Genomic DNA, 15,917 nt, shown 5'->3' with positions numbered 1-15,917 from the left:
GCCGGGGTGGGCCGTAGGTGGCGGGCAGGAGGCCGTCGGGGTTTCCAGCGCGAACAGCTCGTCGCCTTTTTCGAGGCGCAGGCAGCCCGGCAGTTCGCGCGGCAGGATGACGCCGGCGGAGTTGCCGATGATGGTGATCCTCGGTTTCATGACGGGCCCCGGGGAATGGGGTATGGCGAATGCCGCGCCGCGGCACGGCGCGGACGCGACGCACTGCCGGGGCCAAGTTATGCTTGTCCGGCCGGCGTGCGGCCGGTACGTGAAACGAGTGTCGGAGGATGCATGAAGTCAGCAGGCAAACCCGATGGTGAGGATGCTTCCGCCCATATCACCGCGCGGATCGACGAGCTCGGCGATTGGCGGGGCGAGGTGCTCGCGCACGTCCGCCAGCTGATCCGCGAGGCCGACCCGGATATCCGCGAGGAATGGAAATGGGCCAAGCCCACATCGGGAGGCACGCCGGTCTGGTCACATGACGGCATCGTCTGCACCGGAGAGTCGTACAAGGACAAGGTGAAGCTCACCTTTGCCCGCGGCGCCTCGATCAAGGATCCGAAGAAGCTGTTCAACGCCAGCCTCGATGGCAATACGCGTCGGGCGATCGACCTGCGCGAAAGGGACAGGATCGACGAGGCGGCGTTCAGGCAACTGATCCGAGCGGCGGTGGCGGCCAACATTGCCAGGAAGAAGTAGGTTTCGGCCTCCGGCGAAGCCGCCGGTGGCCGCCACTTTCCGCGCGCCACGCAAAAGGGCCGCACTTGCATGCGGCCCTTCGTTTTCAGCGGCTGGAAAACGCCTACCAGATCTTCACCCGATCCTTCGGCGCCAGATACAGCTTCTCGCCCGGCTTCACGCCGAACGCGGGATACCACGGATCCAGGTTGCGCACGGTCTGCGCGCGGAAGTCGGCGGGGGCGTGCACGTCGGTGGCGAGGCGCTGGCGCTGGGCGGCGTCGCGGATCTTCGAACGCCAGGCCTGGCCGTAGGCGAGGAAGAAGCGCTGGTCGCCGTCGAGGCCGTCGATCACCGGCGCCGGCTTGCCACCGAGCGACTTGTGATAGGCCAAGTAGGCGATGGTCAGGCCGGAGACGTCGGCGATGTTCTCGCCCAGCGTCTGTTCGCCGTTGACGTGCAGGCCGGGCAGCGCCTCGTACCGGTCGAACTGCTTCGCCAGCTGCTGGCCGGCGGCCTTGAAGTGGGCCAGGTCTTCCGGCGTCCACCAGTTCGCGAGGCGGCCTTCGGCATCGAACTCCGCGCCCATGTTGTCGAAGCTGTGGCTGATCTCATGGCCGATCACCGAGCCGATCGCACCGTAGTTGGCGGCGGCATCGGCATGCGGGTCGAAGAACGGCGGCTGCAGGATCGCGGCGGGGAAGTTCAGCGCGTTTTGCAGCGGCAGGTTCACCGCGTTGACGGTCTGCGGGGTCATCCACCATTCGCCCTTGTCGACACGCTGGCCGAGCTTGGCACGCTGGTGTTCGTACTCGAATTTTTCCGCACGCAGGTGGTTGCCGAGCGCGTCGTCGGCACGGATCTGCAGGGAGCCGTAATCGCGCCAGGTATCCGGGTAGCCCACGCCGACGCGCAAGGTGGCGAGCTTGGCCTTGGCCTTTTCGCGTGTGGCCGGGGTCATCCAGCTCAGGGTATCGATGCGGTCGTTGAACGCGGCGATCAGGTTCTTCACCAACTGCTCGATTTCCGCCTTCGACGACGCCGGGAAGTAGTGCTTGACGTAGAGCTGGCCCACCGCGTCGCCGAGGTCGCCGCTGGTGGCGCCGACCGCGCGCTTCCAGCGCGGTTGTTGCTGCGGCGTGCCCTGCAGGGTGCGGCCGTAGAAGTCGAAGCTGAGGTCGGCATAGGCCTTCGGCAGCAGGCCGGCGCTCTGGTTGATGGTGTGGAAGAGCAGCAGGTCCTTCCACGCCTGCAGCGGCTCGCTGGCGACCAGTGCCGACAGGCCGCTCACCGCATTCGGCTGCCAGGTGTCGATCTGCTGCTGGCCGTCCAGGCCGGCGGCCTTGAAGTAGCTGGCCCAGTCGAGGCCCGGCGCCTTCCGCGCGAAGTCGGCCATGCGCCAGAGGTTGTTGGCCTTGTGGATGTCCTGGCTGTCGAGCAGGTCCGTCTGCGCCTTTGCGATCTTCGTCTCCAGGTCGAGGACGGTTTTTGCCTTGGCCGCCGCGTCGGCGGTGCCGGCCTGGTCCAGCAGGGCGCCGATGTAGGTCAGGTACTTGCCGCGCGTTGCCAGCATGTGGGGGTCGCTGGACAGGTAGTAGTCGCGGCTGGGCATGCCCAGGCCGCCCTGCAGCAGGTAGGCGATGCTGTGCGAGGGATCTTCCAGCCCCTGCGTCACGAACAGGCCGAACAGGTTCTGGGTGTGGAAATGGGTGGCGTTGACCGGGTCGACGTCCGCACGCAGGCGGCTGCCCAGCACGCGGGCGAGATCCGCGCGCGAGGCGATCGCGCCGATCTGGGCCAGCTCCGGCTTGAGCGGCGCCAGGCCATGCCGCTCGATGGTGGCGGTGTCCATCCAGGCGGCGTAGTAGTCGGCGATCCTGCGCGCGTTGCTGCCGGCGGCGGGATAGCCGGCACCGGCGTCGCGGATCAGCTCGGCGGTGTTCTTCTCGGCCTGCTCGAACACCTTGAGGAAGGTGCCGGTGCTGGAGCGGTCGGCGGGAATCTGCGCCGTCATCAGCCAGCCGCCATTGGCGTAGCGGAAGAAGTCGTCGCCCGGCTTCACGCCGTGATCGATCCCGGCCAGGTCGATGCCGGAAGGCCCGCTGGCCGGTGTCGCCGCCCATGCCGCGGGGCTGCACAGGATCGCCGCCGCCAGTACCCATCGGATGCGTTGCATGGTCGTTCCCCGGTCTTTGGAAACGTCCACGATAGTCCGCCGCGGCGGTCTTGTGGGCATGACCTATGGACTACGCCGGGGCGGGCCAGCGAGGCGTGCGACGGCTACTTCTCGATGCGGTAGTTGAAGCTGGCGCGACTGGACTCGGTGGCCTGCTGCGCCTCGAAGTTCCAGCGCTGGCTGAGGCGGTAGCGCAGGGTGATCACCTCGCCCGGCTCGAACAGGCCCACGCCGTAGCTGAGGTACAGCCGCGGCGACAGGTACTTGCCCACGGTGAACGCCGAGCTGCCACCCAGCGCCGCGTTGCTGGACACGCCGATGTCGTCCACGCCCATCCGCGCGCCGATGCTCCTGGCCAGCAGGTCGCCGGCGGCGGAGCCGAGCGCCTGCGCGGCGGCTCCCACCATGTCGCCTTCGCCGCCCTTCACCTGCGACAGCGGCTTGCCGGTGACCAGGTAGGACAGCGCGTCGGACTGCTCCATCACCGGGTTGGAGAACACGCTGAGGATCGGCCGCTGCGCGGTGCCGGAGACCAGCAGGCCCACTTCCTGGCCTTCGTCGATGGTGGCGTTCGGGTTGAGCTTGCGCACCGCGCGGAGGTTCAGGCCCGGGTTGTCGATCGGCGTGCTGGCGAACAGCAGCTGGCCGCGCTGGATCTGCAGGTTCTGGCCGTAGGCCTTGTAGGTGCCGTCGACCGCAAGCTGGCCCTGGCCCGTGGTGGCGCGGCCGGGGCGCTCGACCACCGTGAGCATGCCGCTGACGCGGCCGTCCAGACCCATGCCGACGACGTGCGTCTTGCGGCCGAGATCCACCTTGACCAGGGCACGGATCGGCACCTTGCTGGCGGCCTGTTGCTGCTGCTTCTCATCGACCACTACCACGTCGGGCGAGATCCGGGTGGCGCCGGCGCCGGGCAATTTCTCGGCGTTCACGTCGGCGCTGTCGATGCCGAGCGCGCCGCCGATGTCGATGCCGTCGGCGTCCTGCTTCACGGTCAGGTCGGGCGAGATCACCACCCTGGCGGCGGGGATGTCGGCGGCGGTGAACTGGCTGCCCTTGAGCGTGAGGATGGTCCGGGCGTCGGCGCCGAGGCCGGCGTTGCCGTCGATCGCCACGCGGCCCTTGCCCGATTGCACGCTGCCGTGGATCAGGAACTGCCGCGCGTCGGTGGTGCTGACCGTGAGCTGGCCCTGGCTCAGCTTGAGTCCGGCCGACGGCACCTCGGCGGCGAAGCCGTGCACGTTCGCCTGGCCGCTGAGCGCAGGCTGCTTCAGCGTGCCCGCGAAACGGAAGTTGCCGTCGGCGTCGCCCTTGACGCTGGCCACCTCGCTGCTGAACAGCTCGACGAAGGCGAGCTTGTTCAGGCGCAGGTCGAGCTGGCCACCCAGCGTCTGCTGCGCGCCCCTGATCGTGACCTGGCCATCGATGCGGCCGCCGTCGTCGAGCCCGCCGTGCACGGCGATGCGCTGGCCGGCCGGCGCGAGGTCGGCGTCCACGCGCAGCTGGTCGTAGCGCAGCAACGGTTGGTCGGCGCGGTCGGTGTAGCTGACGCTGCCCTGCGCGGAGCTGAGCGAGGCGTTGCCGCTGAGCGCGCCGGCGGCGCCGCGGCGGATCTTGCCGCTGCCCTCGATGACGCCATCGGCGCGCATCGGCAGGTCGGCGTTGCCGGTGGCGTTCAGCAGCAGCGCCAGCGGCAGCGCCTGCAGCCGGTAGCTGGCGTCGAGGTTGCCCGGCTTGTCCTGTTTCGCGGCCACGCACAGTTGCGGATCGCCGGCGCTCAGGCACAGCTCGGACAGGCTCATCGCGCCGTCTTGGTAGCTCAGCTGCGCGGGCTGCAGCAGGCGCCAGCCGGGCATGCCCTGCGGTTCGAGGTTGAGCGTGGACAGCGTGCCGTTCCAGGCCGGGCCCTTCAGTGCGCCGTGCAGGGCGAGCCTGCCGGAGAGCTGGGTGCCGCGGGCATCCACACGCAATTGATGGTCGCCCTGGCTGCCTTCGGCCAGCAGGTCGAGATGCTGGAACAGCAGGCCCTGCAGGTACACGTTGCCGGTTTGCAGATCCAGCTTGCCGGCCGGGTGGCTGATGTCGGGAATGCCCACGATCAGCTGCAGCGTGTCGGCCTTCTGCTGCCGCCAGGCCAGCGAATGCCCGTGCAGCTGGCCGTTGATGTCGAGCTTCGGCCACATGCCACGGAGGTTGAAATGGCCGTCCAGACGGCCGCTCGCATCCGGCAGCCAGTCGCCCAGCGAGGCGATCGCCAGCTGCAGGTCGGCATCGTTGCTGGCGCCGGGGCGGGCATCCAGCTTCACCGTGCTGCCGCCCGAAGCGAGATCGAGCTGGCCGTCGACAACTTCATTGGACGACAGGTGCAGCTTGCCGTGGCCGCTGACCGCGCGCCCGCGCAGCTTGCCGGCCAGCCGGCGGATCTCCAGCGTGGCGTCCGGGCCGCGGGTGCTGTTCGTGGGCAGGCTGCCACTGCTGGCGATGTCGAAATCCAGGGCGCCGCCCCAGCCGGCGAACAACTGGCCGGGGTCGAGTTGGTCGGCACTCGCTTCGGCCTGCCAGGCCAGATCCGGCTGCAGCGCCAGCGTGCCGTGCGCCTGCAGGCCGCCTTGTGCCTGTTTCAGTTGCAGCGTGTGCAGGGTGATCAGCTGCGCGGTGCCGTCCAGGTTCAGCGCCAGCTTCGCGAGCTTGCCCGGCGGGCCGATGTCGACGTCGCCTTCGGCGTGGTACGCGTCGGCGCTGCCGCTGGCCTTGAGCGCACCGCGGCTGGCCAGCGCCTGGCCGGCCAGGTCCGCCGGCAGCAGCAGGTCGTTCCAGCGGATATCCAGCGTGGCGCTGAGCGGCTTGGCGGCCAGCTGCACGGTGCCGCTGGCTTCCACGCTGCCCTTGATCTGCGGCGAACCGAGCGTGAGCTGCTGCAGGGTCAGCGTGGCGAAGTCGGGGCTGAACTGCGCACGCAGCGGCTGCAGCAGCAACGGGTAGTCGTCGAGATCGAGCCGGCCGTCGAGTGTGCCGCCGTGACGGTCGCCATGGCCTTGCACGGCAATCGCCAGCGCCTTCAGCGGACTGTCGCCAAGCAGCGGTTCCGGGTCGAAGCGCGGCGCGTCGAGCTGGCCAGTCCAGGCGTAGTCGCCGGACTGGATCAGGTCCACCTGCAGTCGGGCCACGGCCGGCGCGGTGAGCCTGAGGTCGAGCTGCGCCCGCTTGCCGTCGCTGCGCGCGCCGAGGCCGCCGGCATAGCTGGTGTCGCCGATTTTCCAGGCGAAGACAGCCTTGCCGTTGCCCTGGTAACGCGTGCCGATCGCCAGCTTGCCATCCAGGTTGGCGTGGCCATCGGGCGCCAGCAGCACGAGCTGGCGCAGTTCGATGCCGTGGTCGGTCCAGCTGCCGGCCAAGTCGAGCCGATGGGAGGCGAACAGCGGCTGGCCGTCCTGCGTCAGCTTCAGCGAGCCCAGGTGCACGCGGTCGAGGATCAGTTCGATCGGCGGCCGCAGCGAGAAGCTGCCGGAGCGGGAGGTGTTGTCCGGTGCGGACTTGGGCAGGGCCACCTCGACGCCATCGACGTCCAGCGCGAGTACGTGCAGGCGCCTGGCCAGCAAGGGCCAGAAACGCAGGTCCAGATGCGCCTTCGCCACGGTCGCCACGGTGCCCTTGCCGTCGTCGTAGCGGATGCCGGCCAGGTCGAGCGGACCGAGCAGACGGCCCTGCGCCTGTTGCACATGCAGCGCGCCGTCGGTAGCGGCCTGCGCCCGCGCCAGCACAAAGCGCAGGCCGGAACCGGTGCCGAGCAGCCACCACAGCGTTGCCGCCACGAGCAGCAGCAGTGCGGCGAATGCGATGGCGATGCGCTTGAACCACTTCATGAATCCGATGCCTTCCGTTTTTCCTCAGTCGTTGCGCTTTTTGCTTTTCGGGACCCAGCCTTTTACTCAAAATTGCAAAAGGGCAGTCCTGCCCTTTTGCAACTCGCCGGGCCCGTTGCACGGACCCGGCTCCGCCGCATCGACCACGTTGTGGTCGATGCGCGTGCGATCCATCCGTGGATCGCCTGTGAGCAGCCGCCTGCGGCAACCGCTCACAGATCCGGTCCGATCACCAGGTGCAGCTGGATGCCGTGCGCGCGATCGTCGTGGATAGGCGTGCCCAGGTCGACGCGGATCATGCCCACCGGCGAGCGCCAGCGCAGGCCGAGGCCGGCGCCGAGCTTCGGCCGGTAGTCGGTGCCGCTGAATGCGTTGCCGGCGTCGACGAAGGCAGCCATGCCCCAGTTGCGCGTGAAGTAATGCTCGAGCTCGGTGCTGGCGACCAGCAGGTGGCGGCCGCCGATGACGCGGTCGGTGCTGTTGCGCGGGCCGATCGACTGGTAGCCGTAGCCGCGCACCGAGCGGTCGCCGCCGGCGAAGAAGCGCAGTTGCGGCGGCAGCGCGGTGAAGTCGTTGGTCCAGGTCATGCCGGCGCCGCCGCGCAGGATCAGCCGGTTGCGGCTGCGCGTGCCGAGCGCGCGGATCCATTTCGCGTCAGCGGTGACCTGGCTGAAGCTGGCGTCGGACAGCAGGTTGCCGGCGGTGCTGCGCGCGGCCACGCTGAGCAGCCAGCCGCGCCGCACGAAATCGGGGTTGTCGGCCTGCTTGCGCGTCAGCGCGGCCTCGCCGAACACCAGCGTGCTTCGCCCGTGCTCGATGCCGGGCGCGTTGTCCGGCTCGCTGCCGCGCTTGCCCACGGTGAACGTGCCGGACAGCGCATGCACGCCCAGGCTGCGGGTCCAGCCGTGCCACTGGCGGGTCTCGTTGCCGACCAGTTCCAGCGTGCGCGATTGCGAGGTGGCGGTGTTCGCGTCGCGGAAATTCGCGCCGACGTTGTAGCTGCGCTGGTTGTCGCCGGGCAGCGGGATCGAGTACAGCGTGGACAGCGTCTTCAGCTTCTGCGCGACCACCAGCTCGTTCTTCCACTTGTGCCCGCGTCGGTTGACCCAGCGCCGCTCCATCCCGCCGCGCACGCCGAAGCCGGTGTCGGTGCCGATGAACGGGCCGCCGGTATAGATCGTGCGCTTGGCCGGCGCCAGCTGCACGGTGACGTCGACCACGCCGCCCTTCGCCGCGTCCACGTCCGGCAGCACGTTGACCACCGCGAAATAGTCCGCACCGTTCAGCGCCTGCTGCAGCTCCAGCAACTGGCTCTGCGAAAAGTAGTCGCCGGATTTGAACGGCACGTAGCGGTCGAGGAAGCCGTCCTCGAACTGCGAACCGTCGAAGTGCAGCCGGCCGTAGCGGTAACGCGGGCCGGCCTGCCACGCCAGCTTGATCGCCGCGCTGTGGTTGGCACGGGTGACTTCGACCCGGTGGGTGAGCAGGCGGGCGTCGAGGAAGCCGCTGGCGGTGAGCTGCGCGCCGAGCGCGTCGCGCGCCGCGTCGTAGGCGCCATGGTTCAGCGGCTTGTCCTTGAGGCGTTCGAGCGCGCGCTTCGCCTGGCGGATCGGGGCCAGTGCGGCCGCTTCCGGGTCCAGTTGCACGTCGACGGCGGTGACCTTGACCGGCTCGCCCGGTTGCACGTGCAGGGTCACCCGCCAGTCCCTGCCGATCGGCTGCAGCTCGCCGGTGACGCTGGCGTCGTAGTAGCCGTACGGCTGCAGCGCGGACTTCACCTGGCCGGGCGCGCGTTCATACAGGCGTTTGGCCTGCGCATCGCTGACGTCACGACCAGCGTATTGCGACAGCTCCACGCCGGCGATCACCGCGGCCTTCAGCGGATCGGCGACGCCGTCCACCACCAGTTGCACCCCGGCATGGGCCTGCGATGCCAGCAGCAACAGCGGTAGCAGGAAGCTCGGGCGTCGGCGCGGACGGCGCATGCGTGGGGTTCCATCCTCGGGGCATCTTCACGGGGGGAGGGCAGCTTAGCCAGATCGAGGTCGGCTTGGCATGAACGCGGGCCGGTTGCCGCGGCATCGGCGTCGAAGGGCCAGAGGCGGCTTCGCCGGGGCGGCCACGGCCGCCCCGACGGGCGGCATCAGCCGGCCTTGTCGCCTGACTTGTGCGCGATCCATGCGCCGATCACCGCCGAGACGTACGGGATCGACTGTGCGGCGAGGATGAACATCCACAAGGTGCCCTCGATGTAGCGCGTGCCGTAGCCCAGCGCCATGCCGACGATGCACAGCATCAGCGCGACCGCCATCAGCAGCTCCTCGCGTACCGGCGCGAACGCGGCGAAGTTGCTGCCGCCCAGGCGCCGGCTCTTGGCGGTGACCACGAACGAGGTCTTCTCGCGGGTGAGGCCGTGCAGGATGCCGCGGGCGATGGCATGGCTGAGGCCCATGCTGGCCAGCGAGGCCATCAGCGTGTCGTACCAGCCACAGGGTACGCGGGCACGGTACAGCACGATGCCGAAGATCGCCTTGGCGAAGAAGAAGCCGATCACCGGGATCAGGAACAGCTGCATCGGCAGGCTGAAGTACTGCGGGAAGGCCACCATGCCGGCGGTCCAGAACAGCGCCATCAGAGTGAAGATCAAATGCAGCGCGTCGGCGAACCAGCTGAACCAGCCGGTGAGGAAGTGGAAGCGCTGGCCGGCCGAGAGCGGACCTTTCTGCGTCATCCACCGCCAGCGGCCCTTGAGGATCTGCATGGCGCCGAACGCCCAGCGATAGCGCTGGCTCTTGTACGCCTTGAAGTCGGCCGGGGTGAGGCCCTTGCCCATCAGCTCGTCGACGTAGACCAGCTCGTAGCCGGCATGCATCAGGCGCAGGCCGAGTTCGGCGTCCTCGCAGATGGTCCACTCCGACCAGCCGCCGGTGCCTTCCAGCGCGCTGCGCCTCACCATCGTCATGGTGCCGTGCTGGATGATCGCGTTGCGCTCGTTCCTGTGGTGCATGCCGATGCGGAAGAAGCCGTCGTACTCCCACGCGGTCATGCGGCGGAAGCGGTTGTGCTCGAACTCGCGGTGCGCCTGCGGGCACTGCACCACGGCCACCCTCGGGTCGTGGAAATGGCCGGTGAGGGTGGCCAGCCAGTCGGCGCGCACTTCGTAGTCGGCGTCGATCACCGCCACTACGTCGGCCTGCGGGTCGGTTTCCTTCAGGCCGAAGTTCAGCGCACCGGCCTTGAAGCCCGGCCACGGCGCCAGGTGGAAGAAGCGGAAGCGCTTGCCCAGCTTCTCGCAGTATTCCTGCACCGGCTGCCACACCGCCGGGTCCTTGGTGTTGTTGTCGATCACCAGCACTTCGAAGTTCGCGTAGTCCAGCGCGGCCAGCGAATCGAGCGTGACGATCACCATCTCCGGCGGCTCGTTGTAGCAGGCCAGATGGATCGACACGAATGGCTGCTTCTCGGGCGGATCGGGCGTCAGCATGCCGGCATGGCGGATCCAGTCGCGCCGCCACAGCACCTCGGTGAACTCGAAGCCGTTGATCAGCAGGATCGCCAGGATCGCGATCTGCGCCGGGAACAGCAGCGTGAGCATGGTCCAGTCGACCCAGCTCAGGTAGAAGTTGAACGGCAACGTGGCCGACCACACGATCAGCCCGCAGGCCAGCTGGATCAGCGCGGCGAAGAAGAACCGCCCCATCAGCTTGAAGCGGCTGAAACGGCGCGCGAAGAAGATCATCGGCAGCAGCGCCAACAGGCTCGCCGCGATCGCCTTCCACGGCCATGAGGTGTCCTCGACCACCGGGCCGGTCAGCGGGAACTTCAGCTGGCGATCGGCGTTGAACATGCCCCAGTACGCTCCGGTGCGGCCTTCGCCGAGGTTTTCCTTCCACGGCTGGTCGAACGCTTCCAGCAGGTAGTAGTCGATGTGCGCGGCCTTGGCCGCGTTCATCCAGTCGCGGATGAAGATCGCCTCGTTGGAAACCGACGGGTCGGCGTACTCGTGGCGGTCGCCGTTCGACGGCCAGCCGATTTCGCCGACCATCACCGGCTTGTCCGGGTAGCGCTGGCGGATCTGCTGGTAGGCGCCGAGCGCCTGGTCCAGCGCCGGATGGGGGTTGCCGGAGGGACCGCTGACCGGCACGCCGTTCCAGAACGGGAACAGGTGGATGGTGATGAAGTCCACGTGCTCGGCCAGCTCGGGGTACTTCAGCCAGATGTAGTCCGGCTCGGCGATCGACACCGGCTGGTGCACGGCGGCACGCACGCGGTCCAGGTAGGCCATCATCTGCTCGGGCGCGAGGTCGTTGCGGAACAGCACCTCGTTGCCCACGATGACCCGGGTGACGGTGTCCGGGTAGGCACGCGCCTTGGCGATCAGCAGGTCGAGCTCGCGCTCGTTGTTGTCCAGGCGTTTGTCGATCTCGGCGCCGGCCATCACCTTCAGGCCTTCCTTCTGCGCCAACCGATACAGCTGCGGGTTCTGCTGCATCGTGTAGGTACGGATGTGGTCCGTGTACCGGTGCAGCAGCTTGAGGTCGGCGGCGATCTCCTCGTCGCTGGGGTAATCCAGCTTGAACGGGCTCTGGTAGCGCTGGAACACCGACAGCGCATAGCCGCCGACCTTGCCGTGCCAATCCTCCGGCCCGCGCGGGTAGTTGCCCCACCACCACAGCCCGATGTTCATCGCGGCCACGATCAGGGCGAGCACGATTGCCGTGAGCAGCGGATACCGGCTGTTGTGGTTTGCTGCGGTGGCGCTCAAAAAGATCCCCGGAGGAAGCCTGCGCAACAGGCGGTAGAGCTCTAGGAGCTTAACCAATCCATGGCATCGGGCTCAATAAAGATGGTCGGGCGCGGTCAGCGCAAGGTCAGCCGCGAGGTGATTTGCGGGCATGCGGATTCTGCACGCTTCGGTTTTCGCGGAGAAAGCTGCTCTGCCACCACAAGCTCAGCCAGGCAGCCCTTCCGCCAACTGGGCAAACAATCGCACAGCCTGCATCAACGGCTCAGCGAGGACGACCGCTGACTGCGTGAAGCATCCTTCAAGGGAGGTGACGCTGGAAACCAGCACCACGCCGATGCCAGCGACCTTGTAACCCAGTCGTTCCCCGACACGGCGCCATACCAGCTTGTTCGAGGCGCTGGGTGCCTGCTCCATCTGCACCCGCAGTAACCACTCGGCGGTATCAATGCCGAGCGCGTTGCACATCTTCTCGATCAGCCACGGCTCGGCCTGACTGCCGCGCGTGCGCCAGTTGCTTACGGTTTGGCTTTTCACGCCGAGCGCCGCCGCGCCTGCACTGTCGGCGTGTGCGCCGATGCGTAATTTGTATCGTTCGAACAATTCGAGGGTTGCCTGCATATCCTCACCCTGTTGATTTATCTACTCAGCCTGAGTATAAAGCCGTCTGCCCCGGCATCTTAACCCGGCGCAGAGATCGTCAAGCGACTGGGGAGTAGCTTGTGGTAGGGACACCGTTGTTCAGACAGGAAGTCGTGGATGCGCGGCGTGGGGAATGGCTTGGCTCGATCATTGTGGCCGCGCCGCTGTCACGCTGGCTGCTTACCGCATTGGTGCTGGCGCTGGCTGCAGCCATCCTGCTGTTCCTCTTCTTCGGTCATTACACCCGCCGCGAAACCGTCACCGGGCAGCTGGTGCCAAGCGCGGGGCTGCTCAATATCGCTGCGCCCAGTGCCGGTACGGTTGCCCGCGTAGAGGTACACGATGGTCAGGTCGTCAAGGCAGGCGACGTGTTGCTCAAGCTCTCCAGCGAACAGGACAGCGCAGCACTGGGCGACACCCATGCACTGGTCGGGCAGCAACTGGATATCCAGCGTTCCCGCCTGCAAGCCGACTTGTTCAATCAGAAGCAATGGTCGAAACAGCAGGCCGATGCGTTCCAGGCCAAAACCGCGCTGTTGCGTTCGCAACTGACCCAGATCGCCGGGCAGTTGGCGATCCAACAAAAGCAGGTGAATAGCAACCAGGAGTTGTTGGAGAAAATCGAGCCACTCGCCGCCAAGGGTTTTGTCTCGGCGGTGCAGATTCAGCAACAGGAAACGGCCGTGCTGGACGCGCAGGCGCAATACAAGGCGCTGGTGCGCCAGCAGTTGGATATGCGTCAGCAGCTCGAAGCCACCCAGCAACAACTGGCGCAGCTGCCGCTGGATGATGTGACCAAACGCAATGATACAGAGCGGCAACTTGCCTCGCTGACCCAGTCGATGGCACAGAACGAAATGCAGCGCGCCGTGGTGCTGCGCGCGCCGCGTGATGGTGTGGTGTCTACGGTGCTGTTGAAGGACGGGCAGATGGTCAGCGCCGGCCGGCCGCTGCTGTCGATCCTGCCGGCCGGCTCGACGCTGCGGGCGCAACTGCTGGTACCCAGTCGCGCGATCGGCTTCATCGAGCCGGGCAGTCGCGTGGTGCTGCGCTATCAGGCGTTTGCCTACCAGAAGTTCGGTCAGCAATACGGCCGGGTGACTGACATTTCGCGCAGTGCGCTCAGCTCCGCCGATATCGTGGCACTGGTGGGGCAGTCGTCGCAGCAGCAGGAACCGCTGTACCGGGTGCAAGTGGCGCTCGACAGCCAGCATGTGTTGGCTTACGGGCGGGAAGAGCCAGTGAAACCCGGCATGGCGCTGGACGCCGACATCCTGATGGATCGCCGCCGTCTGATCGAATGGGTGTTCGAGCCGCTGTACGGCATGGCGCATCATCTGGCGGGAGATGCCGCGCATGGCTGACGGCGCCCCGCACGGGTCGGCGGCTTCGCCGGTACGCGGTTATCGCGCGGCGCTGCAATTCGGCTGGCATCGGCCGTTGCCGATGATGCTGCAGACCGAGGCTACCGAATGCGGCCTGGCTTGCCTCGCGATGGTGGCGAGCTACCACGGTCACGATGTGGACCTGGCCGGCCTGCGGCGGCGTTTCTCCACCTCGCTCAAGGGCGCCACGCTGGCGCAGGTGATGGCGATGGCCGCTCAGCTTGGCTTCGTCTGTCGCCCGCTCAAGCTGGATCTGGAGCAACTGAGCCAGCTCAAGATGCCGTGCCTGCTGCATTGGGATCTCAACCACTTCGTGGTGCTCAAGCTTGCCGGCAAGCACGGCGTCGTGATCCACGACCCGGCGCGCGGTCTGCGCAAGTTGAGTCTGAAAGAGGTGTCCGGTCACTTTACCGGCGTGGCGCTGGAGTTGAGCGTGTCGGCCGATTTCGCGCCGGTGCGCGAGCGCCAGGCGGTCTCGCTGCGGGCATTGACCGGAACGGTACGTGGTCTCGTGCCCGCGCTGTCGCAGATCCTGTTGCTGGCGCTGGCTCTGGAAGTGTTCGCGCTGGCCGCGCCGTTCTATCTGCAATGGGTACTCGATCAGGTCTTGGTATCGGCTGATCGCGATCTATTGACCCTACTCGGGCTGGGTTTCATCGGCATCACGATTTTCTCGGCGGTCATCACCGCGGCACGTTCGTGGGCCGTGACCTGGCTGGGCGCCACGCTCAACGTGCAATGGGCCAGCAACCTGTTCGGCCATCTCATGCACCTGCCGCTGGACTGGTTCGAGAAGCGCCATGTGGGCGACGTGGTATCGCGCTTCGGTTCCATCCAGACCATCCAGCGCACGCTGACCACGCAGTTCATCGGCTCGCTGCTGGACGGGCTGATGTCGCTGGTCACCCTGGTGGTGATGGGGTTCTACAGCCTGTGGCTCACCGTGCTGGTGGTGGGGCTGTTCCTCGCCTACGGCCTGATCCGCTGGGCTTTCTTCAACCCGCTGCGCCGTGCCAACGAGGAGCAGATCGTCTATGGCGCCCGCCAGCAGAGCGAGCTGCTGGAATCCATTCGGGGAGCCATGCCGATCAAGCTGGCCAACAAGCAGGATGAGCGACTCTCGCGCTATGCCAATGCCACGGTGTCCACCGCCAATCGCGAGATCGGCATTCAGCGGCTCGGCATCGCCTTCGCCCTGAGCAACCAGTTGATGTTCGGCCTCGGTCGAGTGGCGATGATCTGGATCGCCGCCACGCTGGCACTCGACGGGAAGTTCTCCGCCGGCATGCTGATCGCGTTCATTGCCTACGCCGACCAGTTCACCAGCCGTGCCGCCGGCCTGATCGACAAGTGGGTGGATTTTCGCATGCTGAAGTTGCACGCGGAGCGGGTGGCGGACATCGCGTTGACGGCGCCGGAGAAGAGTGCCGAGGCCGCATGGGCTGGCCCGATCCCCGAGGCCAGCATCGAATTGCACAGCGTCAGTTTTCGCTACGCCGAGGGCGAGCCGTGGATCCTCAAGGACTGCAACCTGCGCATCGAGGTGGGTGAGTCAGTTGCCATTGTTGGTCCAAGCGGCTGCGGCAAGAGCACGCTGGCCAAGATCGTACTGGGCTTGCTGCAACCGACCGCAGGCGAAGTGCACTTCGGCGGCATCGACATCCGCAAGCTGGGCCTGGAAACCTATCGCCAATGGATCGGCGCTGTGATGCAGGACGACCAGCTGTTTGCCGGTTCCGTCGCCGACAACATCAGCTTCTTCGATCCCGAGGCCACGCCGGTGAGAGTCGAGGCGGCGGCACGGCTGGCGGCGATCCACGAGGACATTGTGGTGATGCCGATGGGCTACCAGAGCCTGGTGGGCGATATGGGGTCCAGTTTGTCGGGCGGGCAGAAGCAGCGGGTGATTCTGGCGCGGGCATTGTATCGACGACCGAAGCTGCTGGTGCTGGATGAGGCGACCAGTCATCTGGATATCAACCGCGAGCAGCAGGTCATCGCTGCGGTTAATCGTTTGGCGGTCACCCGGTTGGTGATTGCGCATCGTACCGAGACTATTGCCAATGCACAGCAGGTGCTGGTAGTCGCCAATGGCACAGCGCAACCCATCCCGTCACATTCACGCGAAGTGGAGGTGATGGGATAGCAGACGGTTGCAAAAAAATCGGCTTCCTCATCCGGGCTGCCACATCAATTGAGATCGGAGTTGCCGAATGACTTGTACCTATTCATTGAGAAATTACCTTAAGCCATTAACGTCTCTCGGAGAATATGGCAGCACGCAGGGTATTACCATAAGCGCATTGGAGCGACTTTAAAAGGTGAAGCCACTCGGCGTTGTGATATCCGTGCAAAAGCGATGCTAGGAAAAAATATAGGATTTGGTCAAACTGTAGCGTCCGAATAATCAGTTTGATCATGGGCGCACCAGAAAA

8 protein-coding genes and 1 pseudogene are annotated in these 15,917 nt (G+C 66.5%); 3 read left to right on the top strand and 6 right to left on the bottom strand.

Annotated features, from left to right (window positions below; genetic code table 11):
- Positions 1 to 36: 36 nt before the first annotated feature.
- A pseudogene (locus RHOOR92_RS19750) lies at positions 37 to 150 on the bottom strand (AbrB/MazE/SpoVT family DNA-binding domain-containing protein); the annotation flags it as partial.
- A gap of 132 nt (positions 151 to 282) precedes the next feature.
- Here RHOOR92_RS19750 and RHOOR92_RS0116170 point away from each other — a divergent pair.
- Complete coding sequence (locus RHOOR92_RS0116170) at positions 283 to 693, top strand: DUF1801 domain-containing protein (RefSeq protein ID WP_027490725.1); 411 nt, start codon at positions 283 to 285, stop codon at positions 691 to 693.
- Positions 694 to 796: 103 nt separating this feature from the next.
- Here RHOOR92_RS0116170 and RHOOR92_RS0116165 read toward each other — a convergent pair whose 3' ends face one another.
- From RHOOR92_RS0116165 to RHOOR92_RS0116145, 5 genes are all read right to left on the bottom strand, one after another.
- A complete protein-coding gene (locus RHOOR92_RS0116165) occupies positions 797 to 2,848 on the bottom strand; it encodes a M13 family metallopeptidase (protein ID WP_027490724.1) in 2,052 nt (683 codons plus the stop codon).
- Between the two features lie 104 nt (positions 2,849 to 2,952).
- On the bottom strand, positions 2,953 to 6,711 hold the full coding sequence (locus tag RHOOR92_RS0116160; RefSeq protein ID WP_027490723.1) for a translocation/assembly module TamB domain-containing protein: 3,759 nt from the start codon (positions 6,709 to 6,711) through the stop codon (positions 2,953 to 2,955).
- A 212-nt stretch (positions 6,712 to 6,923) separates the two neighbouring features.
- Positions 6,924 to 8,696: an autotransporter assembly complex family protein gene (locus RHOOR92_RS0116155; protein ID WP_027490722.1), complete on the bottom strand. Its 1,773-nt coding sequence runs from the start codon at positions 8,694 to 8,696 to the stop codon at positions 6,924 to 6,926.
- Between the two features lie 158 nt (positions 8,697 to 8,854).
- Positions 8,855 to 11,476: a glycosyltransferase family 2 protein gene (locus tag RHOOR92_RS0116150; RefSeq protein WP_027490721.1), complete on the bottom strand. Its 2,622-nt coding sequence runs from the start codon at positions 11,474 to 11,476 to the stop codon at positions 8,855 to 8,857.
- Between the two features lie 186 nt (positions 11,477 to 11,662).
- Positions 11,663 to 12,076, bottom strand: a complete 414-nt coding sequence (locus tag RHOOR92_RS0116145; protein ID WP_007512727.1) for a hypothetical protein — start codon at positions 12,074 to 12,076, stop codon at positions 11,663 to 11,665.
- Positions 12,077 to 12,192: 116 nt separating this feature from the next.
- Here RHOOR92_RS0116145 and RHOOR92_RS0116140 point away from each other — a divergent pair, with 116 nt between their 5' ends.
- Together RHOOR92_RS0116140 and RHOOR92_RS0116135 are read left to right on the top strand one after the other, a co-directional pair.
- Entirely contained in the window at positions 12,193 to 13,461 is a 1,269-nt protein-coding gene (locus RHOOR92_RS0116140; RefSeq protein ID WP_231378418.1) for an HlyD family efflux transporter periplasmic adaptor subunit, read from the top strand.
- On the top strand, positions 13,454 to 15,628 hold the full coding sequence (locus RHOOR92_RS0116135; protein WP_051281244.1) for a peptidase domain-containing ABC transporter: 2,175 nt from the start codon (positions 13,454 to 13,456) through the stop codon (positions 15,626 to 15,628). The genes RHOOR92_RS0116140 and RHOOR92_RS0116135 overlap by 8 nt, the downstream gene beginning before the upstream one ends.
- The last annotated feature ends 289 nt before the right edge of the window (positions 15,629 to 15,917 follow it).

Source organism: Rhodanobacter sp. OR92 (assembly GCF_000427545.1).
Taxonomy (GTDB): domain Bacteria; phylum Pseudomonadota; class Gammaproteobacteria; order Xanthomonadales; family Rhodanobacteraceae; genus Rhodanobacter; species Rhodanobacter denitrificans.
The sequence above is the reverse complement of the archived record's forward strand: the minus strand, read 5'-3'. Positions and strand labels throughout refer to the sequence as shown.